The following is an 11915-nucleotide window of genomic DNA, read 5'->3' as shown; positions in this document are numbered from 1 at the left end:
GCAAAAAAAGCTGACGCCAAAAATTGACGTCAGCTTTTTTATGGGTAATTGTATTCCATTCAAAAATCGATCTCCTGTTCCAACTGATAGAACGTGAAGGTTCCGGTGCCCAGCAGCATTCCGTCCTGGTCGGTGATCCGCACGTCATAGACGCAGAGGGTTCTTCCGGCTTTGACTTCACGGGCTTCAGCGGTCAGGGTATCGCCCACCTTGGCACTGCGCATGAAGTTGTAATTGCAGTTCACGGTGACAGCCATGCGGCCATGAGAAGCCATGGCCGAGCCGCCGGCGGTGTCTGCCATGGAAAAATACACACCACCGTGGGGGACACCCAGGGGGTTCACGTCCTCTGGTCCCACGGTTTTGGTGACCCGGGCATAGCCGGGGCCGATTTCCTCCACGAAAATGCCTAGCCGCTGGGAATAGGGATTATGAGTATTGCGAAAGTCCTTGATTTTTTGATAGTCCATAAAACAGCACTCCTGAATCAGATGGTATGATTGTACGCTTTTCCCGGGAAAAGGTCAATTTTCTCAGAAGAAAATTTGTGAAAAACCACCTTTGCGCCTGCTGCGAAAACCACATATAATCAAAAATACAGCGTGTGGCGTAACTGCGTAAATCCGGTTGCGGCCTCACGCTGTATTTTTTTTGCGTGTTCAGGAGGTAACACATGAGCGAATTGAAGAATGCATTTCTGGTGGAAGAAAAGCCGGGGACCCTGATGCGGAAATACGCGGTTCCCTGTGTCATATCCCTGCTGGTGGCGGCCCTTTACAACATCGTGGACCAGATCTTTATTGCCAACGCGGACTATCTGGGCTCCTATGGTAATGCTGCCAACGGCGTTGTGTTCCCTCTGACGGTGGTGGCCCTGGCTGTGGCTGTGATGATCGGCGACGGCTGCTGTGCCTATGTCAGCATCTGCCTGGGCTCCCGCAATCAGGAAAATGCTCACCGGAGCATCGGAAACTCCGTGGTGCTGTGTGTGGCCGGCAGCCTGCTTCTGACCGTCATGTATCTGATTTTTCGGGAACCCATCCTCACTGCCTTCGGCGGCCGGGTCAACGCGGAGACGTTCGCCCAGGCCAAGGAGTATTTCTTCTGGATTACGCTGGGCATTCCGTTCTACATGTTTGGCCAGGCCATGAATCCCATCATCCGTTCTGACGGCAGTCCTCGATTCGCCATGGCTTCCACTCTTGCCGGTGCTGCTGCCAACATCGTTCTGGACCCGGTGTTTCATGTGGCAGAGATACCACACCGCCAGCGCCGCTGTCAGGATCTGGCCAGCACGGTGGCAACCGCCGCACCATCATCCCCCAGCGAAAGCTGAAGATAAACCCGTCCGTCTGGAAAAGAGTAGTTTCCGCCTCTGCTGGGGCGTGATCCGCCATTTCATTCCCCTGGGTGTGTGCAGCTTCCTGGCCCAGATCTCCCTGGTGGCGGCCATGGCGGCCATCAACAACATGATCCGGAAGTACGGCGCTATGGACGAGATTTTCGGTCAGGAACAGCATGCACAGATCCCCATGGCGGTGGTGAGCATCGTGATGAAGTTCTTCCAGATCGTGATTTCCGTCGTGATCGGCATGGCGGCTGGCTGCATCCCCATCGTGGGCTACAACATCGGCGCCGGACGGAAGGACCGGGCTCGTCAGTTGTTCATCTGTTTGCTGACGGCGGAGACTGTCGTGGGTATCGTGACATTACTGATTGCGGAGTTCCTCCCGGGTCAGCTGATTCAGATTTTCGGCGCGGCCAACGAAAGCCATTACTACACGGAGTTCGCTGTCAAGGCTTTCCGGGTCTATCTCTGCCTGCTGCCCCTGGCCTGCATCAACAAGGCCACCTTCATCTACCTTCAATCCCTGGGAGAGGCTTTGCTGTCCACGATGCTGTCCATGGTCCGGGAGGTGGTGTTCGGCGTGGGCTTTGCCCTGCTGCTGCCGCTGTTCCTGGGGCTGGACGGCGTGCTGTGGTCCGTGCCGGTATCTGATGCCCTGACCTTCGTGATCTCTGCAATTGCCATTATCCACACCTGCCGAAAACTGCGGTGAGGCTGGCGTCGAATGCAGGGAAGCATTTCAGAAAGATTTCAGAAATCTCTGCTATCCTGTCCACATCAACCGGAAAGGACGTGATGATATGAAGCGAATGACTGCGCTGGCGCTTGCTTTGGCGCTGGCGGTACCCCTGACCGCCTGCGGGAAAAGGGCGGAGACACAGGAAACAGCCCAACCGACCTATGACGGTGCGACTGCCATTCTTTTATCCGATGGCGGCATCACCGTGGACGGCCAGCCTGTTTCCACCGACGAGACGGCGGCTGTCTACACCGCCAATGACATCGTGTTTTATCTGGAGGGCCAGGGTATCGCCTACGGCGAGGGCACCGAAGATGACGAACACAGTCAGGCGGAAGCCAATGCCCACACGGTGGTCCACATCACCCAGCCGGGCACTTATGTCCTCAGCGGAAGCTTGTCCGCCGGACAGGTAGCCGTGGACCTGGGAGAGGACGCCGAAGAGGACCCCAACGCCGTGGTGACCCTGATCCTGAACGGTGCGGATATCACCTGCACGGTGGCTCCCGCTGTGATCTTCTACAACGTCTATGAATGCGGCTCCACGGATACGGAGACCGCCGTCAAAGACGTGGACACCTCTGCCGCCGGGGCAAATGTCATCATCGCCGACGGCACGGTCAACAACATCACCGGCTCCTACGTGGCCCGGATCTACAAACCGGACAGCGTGGAACTCAATGAGGATGGCACGGAAGTGGTGGACAGCAAGAAGCTCCACAAGTACGACGGCGCCTTCTATTCCAAAATGTCCATGAATGTGGACGGCGGAGAGCAGGGGACAGGTATTCTGAACATCACCGCCGAAAACGAAGGTCTGGATTCCGAGCTGCACCTGACGGTAAACGGCGGCAGCATCAACATCACCTCCGGCAACGACGGCATCAACACCAACGAGGACGGCGTGTCCGTCACCACCATCAACGGCGGCGTGCTCACCATCGACGTGGACGGCGCCACCGGTGAGGGCGACGGCATCGACTCCAACGGCTGGCTGGTCATCAACGGCGGCACCGTCATTGCCGCCGCCTGCGGCAGCAGTCAGGACGCGGGTATCGACTCTGACAACGGCATCTACATCAACGGCGGCACCGTGGCGGCCTCCGGCAACATGCTGGACCGCATCGACGGCGGAGACCAGCCCTATGTGGTGTTTGGTTTCCGCCAGCGCCAGCAGGGCGGCACCACTGTCACCCTGAAGGCGGAGGACGGCACCGTGGCAGGGGAGTGGACCCCGGCTAACGACTTCACCTACCTGGTAGTCTCCAGCCCGGACCTGACGGAGGGGACCTATACTCTCTGGAACGGTGAAACTCAGCTGGCCGGCGCCGCCGGAATGACCGGCGGACACGGCATGGGCGGCCCCCGGCCTGACGGGGGAGAGCCGCCCGAGGGCTTTGAGATACCGGAGGGGATGGTGCCGCCCGAGGGCGACCCCGGCCGACAGCCCGGTAAGGATTGGCCAAAGCCCAACGAGGACGGCACCATCACCCTGCCTGACGGCACGGTCATCGATCCGTCTGAACTGAAGCGGCCGGAGGACGGCAAGCGCCCGGAGTGCCCTGACGGTGGTGAGACCCCCGGCGATATGAATGTGGAGGTCAGCACGGACTTCATCCTGACGGAGGAGGGCGGGACCTTCGGCAATATCAGCTCGTTAGAATAGGTTTAGACGGGGATGCACAGTTCGCAGAGCCCCTGGGCCAGCAGCTCCGGCCGGTAGCGCTCCATCACCGGACGGGCCGGATCGGGGCAGAAGCCCAGTTCCGGCAGGGCGGCAAAGCTATCCTGCCAGAGGGCCTGGACGCCTTCTGGTGTGTGAGGACCCTGAAAGCAGGCATATCGCCCGCCGGGCAGCAGTCCCAGAGACATCCCCGCTTCCGGTTCCGGGAAGTGACCCTGGAGAGTCAGACAGACATCGTAACGGCAGCGCTCCGGCGGCGCTTGCGCGGGATCATCCCGGGCAATGCCCAAAATGGTGCCGGTTTCCAGCAGGTCATTTCTGGTGGTCCAGGCTTTCAGGCGTTCCATTAAGTCGCGGTTGTCCCCGCCGTAGGGGCCTGTCCGGCGCAGATAGATGACGGTGTTCTCCGGAATGTTTTCAAGATTCATATTCATAGCTTCAACCTCCTTTACCAGAGGAATATCATGAACTAAAATGAAATGCAAGACCCTATTTTAAAAGGAAAAGAGGACTTTTTCGTCCTCTTTTCCTTTTAAATATTCTTTTTGATAGTGTTGATGGCGCCCTTTTCCAGACGGGATACCTGAGCCTGGGAAATACCTACCTCGGCGGAGACCTCCATCTGGGTCTTCCCCTCGTAGAACCGCAGGGACAAAATGCGCCGCTCCCGTTCGTCCAGCCGTGCCATGGCGTCCTTCAGGGCAATGCGGTCCGTCCAGCTCTCGTCGGTATTGCGGGTGTCGCTGACCTGGTCCATGACGCAGATGGCGTCGCCGCCGTCAGAATACACCGGCTCATACAGCGACACCGGGTCCACGATGGCGTCCATGGCGAACACCACCTCCTCCCGGGGAATGTCCAATTCTTTGGCGATCTGCTCCACGGTTGGCTCCCGCTGGTTCTCCGAGATCAGGCGGTCCCGGACCTGCAGGACCCGGTAGGCGGTATCCCGCATGGAGCGGGACACCCGGATGGCGCTGTTGTCCCGGAGGTAGCGGCGAATTTCACCGATGATCATGGGCACGCCGTAGGTGGAGAACTTCACCGGCTGGGAGATATCAAAGTTGTCGATGGCCTTAATGAGGCCCACGCAGCCCACCTGGAACAGGTCGTCGGCGTTTTCGCCCCGGCTGGCGAACCGCTGGATCACGGAGAGCACCAGCCGCAGGTTCCCCTCGATCAGCTGACGGCGGGCCTCCTGGTCGCCCTCCTTGGTCTTCCGCAGCAGCTCCATGGTCTCCGCGTTTTTCAGGACCTTCAATTTGGCGGTATTGACCCCCGCAATCTCCACTTTTCCCTGCATGGCTGCTGCCCCCTTGTTAGCTTCTGGGGACAGTATTTCCGCTGCCGATTTTTCCTATACTGGGAGCTTTTGTCGCTTTCTGGGCGCATAGGACAGCCGGGAGCGCGCATAGGCTTTCCTGACAAGGAGGGATGGATGATGCAGTGCAGGATCCGGGATCTGCGGTGTAAGGAGGTCATCAATATTTGTGATGGCTGCCGGCTGGGTTTCGTGGCGGACGTGGACATCCGTGTTCCGGAGGGACAGGTGATCGCCATTGTGGTCTACGGTCCCTGCCGGTTCTTCGGGCTGTTCGGTAGAGGGGAGGAGTTTTACATCCCCTGGGAGTGCATCCAGCGCATTGGGGATGACATCATCCTCATTGACAAGCCCTTCCAGCGGCGGGACCCCAATCTGGAGCAGAAACGACGGCGGAAATTCCGGTAAAGCCAGATTTTTTGAGGTTTTTTGGGAAAAAATACTTGCATTGACGCAGTGAACGTGGTATTATATTTCAGCATTCCGCACGGTGCGTCGACTTCCTGTTCGTGCTAGGCCGCAAAAAGCCGGGTCAGCAGGGGGGATGAAGCCGCCGGAGGTAAAAACGAAATTTGATTTGGAGGAACTCAACACTATGGCATCTAACGTCGTATCCATGAAAGCCCTGCTGGAGGCAGGCGTCCACTTCGGTCACCAGACCCGCCGCTGGAACCCCAAGATGGCTCCCTATATCTACACCGAGCGCAACGGTATCTATATCGTTGACCTGCAGAAGACCGTCCGCAAGCTGGAAGAGGCTTACAGCTTCGTCCGTCAGCTGAGCGAGAGCGGCCAGTCCCTGCTGTTCGTCGGCACCAAGAAGCAGGCTCAGGAGGCCATCCGCGAGGAGGCTACCCGCTGCGGTCAGTACTATGTCAACGCCCGTTGGCTGGGCGGCATGATGACCAACTTCAAGACCATGCGTACCCGCGTGGACCGTCTGAACCAGCTGAAGACCATGCAGGAGGACGGCACCTTCGATATGCTGCCCAAGAAGGAAGTCATGAAGCACATGGGCGAGATCGCCAAGCTGGAGAAGTACCTGGGCGGCGTGAAGGACATGAAGAAGCTGCCCGGCGCTCTGTTCATCGTGGACACCCGTAAGGAGCGCAACGCCATCGCCGAGGCTCACAAGCTGGGCATCCCCGTGGTCGCTATCGCCGATACCAACTGCGATCCCGATGAGATCGATTACGTCATCCCCGGCAACGACGATGCTATCCGCGCCATCAAGCTGATCTCTTCCATCATGGCCAACGCCGTGCTGGAGGGCAAGCAGGGCGAGCAGACCGAGGCCGTCGAGGAGAAGGCTGAGGACGCTCAGTAATTTGCAGTTTCAGACGCTGACTGTGTTTGATACCATATAAATTGGAGGAAAGTAAAAATGGCTTTTACCGCAGCTGATGTGAAGACCCTGCGCGAGATGACCGGCGTGGGCATGATGGATTGCAAGAAGGCTCTGGCCGCCTCCGACGGCGACATGGACAAGGCCGTGGAGTACCTGCGTGAGAAGGGCCTGGCCGCTTCCGCCAAGAAGGCCGGCCGTATCGCTGCCGAGGGCATGGCTTTCGCCACTGTCATCGACGGTGTGGGCGTGGTGGTCGAGGTCAACGCCGAGACCGACTTCGTCGGCAAGAACGAGAAGTTTGTGGACTTCGTCAAGGGCGTGGCCGCCACCGTGGCCAAGGAAGCTCCCGCCGACATGGACGCCCTGATGGCCTGCAAGTACAACGGCACCGACCTGACTGTTGAGCAGCAGCAGCAGGAGATGGTCCTGGTCATCGGCGAGAACATCAAGGTCCGCCGCTTCGCCCGCTTCGCTGACGGCGTTTCCGTGGCTTACGTCCACGCCGGCGGCAAGATCGGCGTTCTGGTGAACCTGGAGACCGACCTGCCCGCCGAGAAGGTGGAAGAGGCCGGTAAGGATGCCGCCATGCAGATCGCCGCTCTGAATCCCCGTTTCTGGGACAAGACTCAGGTCACCCAGGACGTTCTGGACGAGGAGAAGAAGATCATGATGGTCCAGATGGCCAACGATCCCAAGATGGCCAACAAGCCCGAGCAGGTCCGCGAGAAGATCGTCATGGGCAAGCTGAACAAGTTCTATGCCGAGAACTGCCTGCTGCAGCAGGAGTTCGTCAAGGACAACAGCATGACCGTGGAGAAGTATATCGCTTCCGTGGCCAAGGCCCAGGGCGGCACCATCACCTTCAAGAACGCCGTGCGTTTCGAGAAGGGCGAGGGCATCGAGAAGAAGCAGGAGAACTTCGCTGCTGAGATCGCTTCCATGGTGAAGGGCTAATCTTTCAGAATAAGCACCAGAGAGACAGGCGCATCCGCGCCTGTCTCTTTTCTCGTTTATTCTGAATTTTCCTTGTATTTAGTGTTGCAAACTGGTATAATGATCCTATATTTTGGGTTATTATGATTTGGAGTCTGTTATGGCATTTTCACCTCTGCACTATCTGCAAAATCTGTTGCAGGCACTGGACCTCGGTTCTCTGGGGGATGCGGCGCTTCGAGTGGTTGCCGTCTTTCTGTGCCTGACCATCCATGAAACCTGCCACGGTCTGGCGGCTCTGGCACTGGGAGATCCTACGGCCAAGCGGATGCACCGCCTGTCCCTGAATCCTCTGCGCCACATCGACTGGCTGGGCCTGGTCATGATGTTCGCAGCGGGCTTCGGCTGGGCAAAGCCTGTGCCTGTGAACCCGGGCTATTTCAAAAAGCCCAAGCAGGGAATGGCTCTCACAGCCCTGTCGGGGCCCATTTCCAACTTTCTGCTGGCACTGCTGATGCTGGGAATCAGTAAGGTGGTTTACCTTTACGTTCCTTATACCCCAATGTGGGACACAGTTTTTACCTTCTGCCTTTACACGGTGGTACCTCTGTCCATCGGCCTGGGACTTTTTAACCTGCTGCCCATTCCGCCCCTGGACGGCTCCAAGGTGGTGGCGGTCCTGCTGCCGGACCGGCTCTATGTCCAGCTGATGCGGTACGAGCGGTACGGCATCATTCTGCTGTTGCTGTTGTCCTGGCTGGGTCTGACAGGCAACCTGATTGGCAACGCCATCATGGGCGTATACGGCTTTTTGCTGAACCTGTTTTTTTGAGGTGTGACCATTGGAAAATCCCGTATTCAAACTGGAAAAAGTCGTCCGCTCCCGCTCCGAGGAGGAGATGCAGGACTTTGAGGGTCCCCTGGACCTGATCCTGTTTCTGCTGAGCAAGAACAAAATGGAGATTCAGGACATCTCCATCTCTCTGATCTGCGACCAGTACATCGCCTGGCTGGAGCAGCGGCAGAAGATGGACCTGGAGGTAGCCAGCGAGTTCGTCACCATGGCATCCCATCTGGTGTATATCAAGACCCGGATGCTGCTGTCCATTGAGGATGAGGAGGCCCAGAGCGAGATGGACGCCCTGATCCAGTCTCTGGAGGAGCGGCGCCGCAGCGAAAAATATGTCTGTGTCAAGATGCTGGCAAAGCGGATGGAGCCCATGGGGGAGTTTGGCCGCAGCATCATCACCCGCAACCCGGAGCCGGTGAAGCGGGGAAAGATTTACGAGTACGACCAGGAGAAGGCAGACCTGATCCTGGCGATGGCGGAGATTCGGAGCCGGACCGAGCGAGCTCTGCCGCCGCCCAAGACAGCCTTCCAGGATATCGTGCAGCATGAGCCATACCCGGTGGAGAGCAAAGCCCGAGAGATCCTGCGGCGCCTGAAAGAGGGCGGCATCACCCGGTTCCGGCTGCTGTTTCAGGGGAACCGTAGCCGCAGCGAGGTGGTGGCTACCTTCCTGGCGGTGCTGGAGCTCTGCAAAGCCCGGGTGCTGCATCTGGCCGGTTCTGAGACGGACTGCACCGTCCGCCAGGAGGGCGACATGCCTGACAATCTGACCTTTTAAGGAGAACACGCCATGGAAACCATGGAGATGAAAGAAATAGAATCCGCCATTGAGGGCATCCTGTTCGCGTCCGGAGAGCCTGTCCATGTGGACCGCATCTGCGTGGCCATGGACATGGACCGGCCCACAGTGGAGCAGGTGCTCCAGAAGCTGATGGACTACTACGCCTACGAGCGCCGGGGCATCCGCCTGCTGCATATTGAGGACAGCTGGCAGCTCTGTTCCGCCCCGGACTACGCCGACATCATCCGTCGCGCCTTTGAGATCCGGAAGCCCGCCAAGCTGAGCCAGCCCGCTCTGGAAGTGCTGACCATCATTGCCTATTACCAGCCAACCACCCGGGCCTATGTGGACCAGATCCGTGGTGTGGACAGCTCCTATACCATGGGCCTCCTGCAGGAGCGGAAGCTCATTGAAGAATGCGGTCGGCTCCAGGTGCCGGGACGGCCCCGGCTGTACCGTACCACCAAGCAGTTCCTGCGGGCCTTCCACCTGACCAGCCTGGACGATTTGCCGGAGATGCCGGACCTGGGCGGGGAAGGACAGATGCGCCTCAGCGACACCGGTGAGGTTATCGACCCCGTTGCGGAAGCGGAGATCGTCGGCGCCGACACCCCGGAGAACGCGGATTTCCCGGCCCCGGAGGACTGAGCGGCAGATATCCGAGAAAAAGAGAGGTGAGCGCCGTTGATTACGCTTTGGATTCTGGGCATCCTGGTCTTACTGCTGGTGTGGCTGTGCCTGACCCGCGTGGGAGCGCGGGTGACGCTGTCCGGCGGCTCCACTGTGGTGGATGTCAAATTCGGCCTGTTCCGCTTCCGGGTGTTTCCCGGCAAAAAGAAGTCAAAGCCTTCCAAGGAAGAGACCACAGAAAAACCGGAGAAACCGAAGGAGAAAAAAGAGAAACAGCCCCTGCCAAAGCCCACTTTGACGGATATCAGGGACGCGGTCAGGACCCTGTGGCCGCCTTTGAAGCGGGCCCTGAACCGGACTCGCCGGGGCATCCGCATCCACCCCCTGACCGTCATCCTGATTCTTGGAGGCGCAGATGACCCGGCCGCGGCGGCGGAGCAGTACGGCTACCTGCAAGCTGCCATCTGGACAGGGATGCCGGTGCTGGAAAAGGTCCTGGACACCCCGGAGCCAAGCATCCATACCGACATCGACTTTGACGCTCCCAAGCCCCTGATCGAGGGGACCCTGGGCGTCACCGCCCGCATCGGGACCCTGTTGGGCGTGGGACTGGGGATCGCCATTCCGGCGCTCCGCTGGTTCCTGCGGTTCCGGAAAAAAGCAAAAGAGAAACCACCGGCGCCTCAGCCGGCAGCATGATATGAGCGGTTTGCTCTCAGATTCAGAAAGGATGGTTCACAAGATGGATAATACGACGGAGAAGAAAAATCCACTGACCGAGCTGATGCGCTCCACCATGGATAAGGTCCATGCCATGGCCGACACCAATACCATCGTCGGCCAGCCTATCACCACGCCCGACGGCGTGACCCTGATCCCCATTTCCAAGATCAGCTTCGGCTTCGGCGGAGGTGGCGGCGACTACGGCAAGAACGCCAACACCAACTTTGGCGGCGGAGCAGGCGCAGGCGTGAAGATCGACCCTGTGGCCTTCCTGGTCATCAAGGACGGCACCACCCGGATGCTGCCTGTAGCGGCAGCGCCTATGAACACGGTGGACCGCATCGTAGACATAGCCCCGGAGATCGTGGATAAAGTGGAAAAAATTATCGACAAGAAGAAGGAAAAAGAGACCCTCTGAGCGGGGTATACTACCATCACCGTGAACGAATGAGGTGATGGACCATGCCAAAGCGCGCTGCCGTTGTACTGACTGTGGTATTGATGCTGTGTAGTATTCTCCCTTGTCAGTCAAAAGCTGTGAGTACCTCGGCCGCGGCTGCGATCCTGGTGGACGCAGACAGCGGTCGGGTGCTATATGAGCAGAACACGGATGCGAAAATGCTGATTGCCAGCACCACCAAGATCATGACCGCCCTGGTGGCTATCAGGGAAGGGAATCTCTCCGACATGGTGACCGTCAAGCGGGAGGCGACCCTGACAGAGGGCTCTTCCATGTACCTGAAGGAGGGGGAGCAGCTGACCCTGGAGACGCTGCTCTACGGTCTGATGCTGTGCTCCGGAAATGATGCGGCGGTGGTCATCGCGGAGCAGGTAGGCGGCAGCCAGGCGGGCTTTGTGAAGATGATGAACGAGACCGCCAAGGAGCTGGGAATGGTGCATACCTCTTTCGCCAACCCCAACGGGCTGGACGCGGAGACCCACTATTCCACCGCACGGGACATGGCGGTGCTAGCCTGCGCCGCTATGGAGAACGAAACCTTCGCCCGGATCGCCTCCACCCGCACCGTCACCATCGGCGGCCGCACCATGACCAATCACAACAAGCTGCTCTCCTGGTCGGAGGGCTGCATCGGGCTGAAAACGGGCTATACCAAAGCAGCGGGCCGGACCCTGGTCAGCTGCATGGAGAAGAACGGCCAGCGGCTGGTGGCGGTGACCTTACAGGACGGAAACGACTGGGCTGACCACCAGGAGCTGTATGCGTATGGCTTTGCTGCCTATCCAGCCAAACGCCTGTCTGTTCTGGGACAGCCCCTTCGCCGGGTCTCCGTGAAGGACGGCGCGCAGAAAACCGTGGCCCTGGTGGCGGCGGAGAGCTTTTCCTGGCCCATCGCGGATGGGGAAAGGCTGGAAACACGCCTGGAGCTCACAGATACCCTGACAGCACCGCTGGCTGCCGGGACCAAGGTGGGACAGGCTGTTTTTACCCTGGACGGCCAGGAGGTCGGCCGGGTGGACCTGCTGTGCGGAGAATCCGTGGCACCCAGGGCGGAATCCGCCCTGGCAGTGCTGAAACTGGCCCGATAGAAGGACTGAC

Annotated in this window: 13 protein-coding genes and 1 pseudogene; 11 read left to right on the top strand and 3 right to left on the bottom strand. The window is 58.9% G+C overall.

Annotation, left to right across the window (positions count from 1 at the left end; genetic code table 11):
- Positions 1-59 precede the first annotated feature (59 nt).
- Positions 60-470 carry a PaaI family thioesterase gene (locus tag JQM66_RS05500; protein ID WP_235228883.1) on the bottom strand — a complete coding sequence of 137 codons (411 nt, stop codon included), beginning with the start codon at positions 468-470 and terminating at the stop codon, positions 60-62.
- A 203-nt stretch (positions 471-673) separates the two neighbouring features.
- Between JQM66_RS05500 and JQM66_RS05495 the strand changes: the two are divergent.
- Positions 674-2060, top strand: a pseudogene (locus JQM66_RS05495) (MATE family efflux transporter).
- Between the two features lie 88 nt (positions 2061-2148).
- Complete coding sequence (locus JQM66_RS05490) at positions 2149-3753, top strand: carbohydrate-binding domain-containing protein (RefSeq protein WP_235228882.1); 1605 nt, start codon at positions 2149-2151, stop codon at positions 3751-3753.
- A gap of 2 nt (positions 3754-3755) precedes the next feature.
- On the opposite strand, the gene JQM66_RS05485 is transcribed toward JQM66_RS05490, so the two are convergent.
- Both JQM66_RS05485 and sigG read right to left on the bottom strand, forming a co-directional pair.
- Positions 3756-4205 (bottom strand): AraC family transcriptional regulator, encoded by a 450-nt coding sequence (locus JQM66_RS05485; RefSeq protein WP_235228881.1) that lies wholly within the window; start codon positions 4203-4205, stop codon positions 3756-3758.
- Between the two features lie 98 nt (positions 4206-4303).
- On the bottom strand, positions 4304-5074 hold the full coding sequence (gene sigG / locus JQM66_RS05480) for an RNA polymerase sporulation sigma factor SigG (RefSeq protein WP_235228880.1): 771 nt from the start codon (positions 5072-5074) through the stop codon (positions 4304-4306).
- A gap of 135 nt (positions 5075-5209) precedes the next feature.
- On the opposite strand from sigG, the gene JQM66_RS05475 reads away from it, so the two are divergent.
- From JQM66_RS05475 to JQM66_RS05435, 9 genes are all read left to right on the top strand, one after another.
- Entirely contained in the window at positions 5210-5500 is a 291-nt protein-coding gene (locus tag JQM66_RS05475; RefSeq protein WP_235228879.1) for a YlmC/YmxH family sporulation protein, read from the top strand.
- Between the two features lie 187 nt (positions 5501-5687).
- Positions 5688-6419 carry a 30S ribosomal protein S2 gene (gene rpsB, locus JQM66_RS05470; RefSeq protein WP_235228878.1) on the top strand — a complete coding sequence of 244 codons (732 nt, stop codon included), beginning with the start codon at positions 5688-5690 and terminating at the stop codon, positions 6417-6419.
- A gap of 57 nt (positions 6420-6476) precedes the next feature.
- Positions 6477-7394: a translation elongation factor Ts gene (tsf, locus tag JQM66_RS05465; protein WP_235228877.1), complete on the top strand. Its 918-nt coding sequence runs from the start codon at positions 6477-6479 to the stop codon at positions 7392-7394.
- Between the two features lie 139 nt (positions 7395-7533).
- On the top strand, positions 7534-8205 hold the full coding sequence (locus JQM66_RS05460) for a site-2 protease family protein (protein ID WP_235228876.1): 672 nt from the start codon (positions 7534-7536) through the stop codon (positions 8203-8205).
- Positions 8206-8215: 10 nt separating this feature from the next.
- A complete protein-coding gene (locus tag JQM66_RS05455) occupies positions 8216-9001 on the top strand; it encodes a segregation and condensation protein A (RefSeq protein WP_235228875.1) in 786 nt (261 codons plus the stop codon).
- Positions 9002-9013: 12 nt separating this feature from the next.
- Positions 9014-9652, top strand: a complete 639-nt coding sequence (scpB, locus tag JQM66_RS05450; RefSeq protein WP_235228874.1) for an SMC-Scp complex subunit ScpB — start codon at positions 9014-9016, stop codon at positions 9650-9652.
- 36 nt (positions 9653-9688) lie between these two features.
- Positions 9689-10333: a hypothetical protein gene (locus JQM66_RS05445; RefSeq protein ID WP_235228873.1), complete on the top strand. Its 645-nt coding sequence runs from the start codon at positions 9689-9691 to the stop codon at positions 10331-10333.
- Positions 10334-10376: 43 nt separating this feature from the next.
- On the top strand, positions 10377-10775 hold the full coding sequence (ytfJ, locus tag JQM66_RS05440; protein ID WP_235228872.1) for a GerW family sporulation protein: 399 nt from the start codon (positions 10377-10379) through the stop codon (positions 10773-10775).
- Positions 10776-10819: 44 nt separating this feature from the next.
- On the top strand, positions 10820-11905 hold the full coding sequence (locus JQM66_RS05435) for a D-alanyl-D-alanine carboxypeptidase family protein (protein WP_235228871.1): 1086 nt from the start codon (positions 10820-10822) through the stop codon (positions 11903-11905).
- Positions 11906-11915 lie beyond the last annotated feature (10 nt).

The organism is Oscillibacter valericigenes, assembly GCF_021531915.1.
GTDB classification, from domain to species: Bacteria; Bacillota; Clostridia; order Oscillospirales; family Oscillospiraceae; genus Oscillibacter; species Oscillibacter valericigenes_A.
The sequence above is the reverse complement of the archived record's forward strand: the minus strand, read 5'-3'. Positions and strand labels throughout refer to the sequence as shown.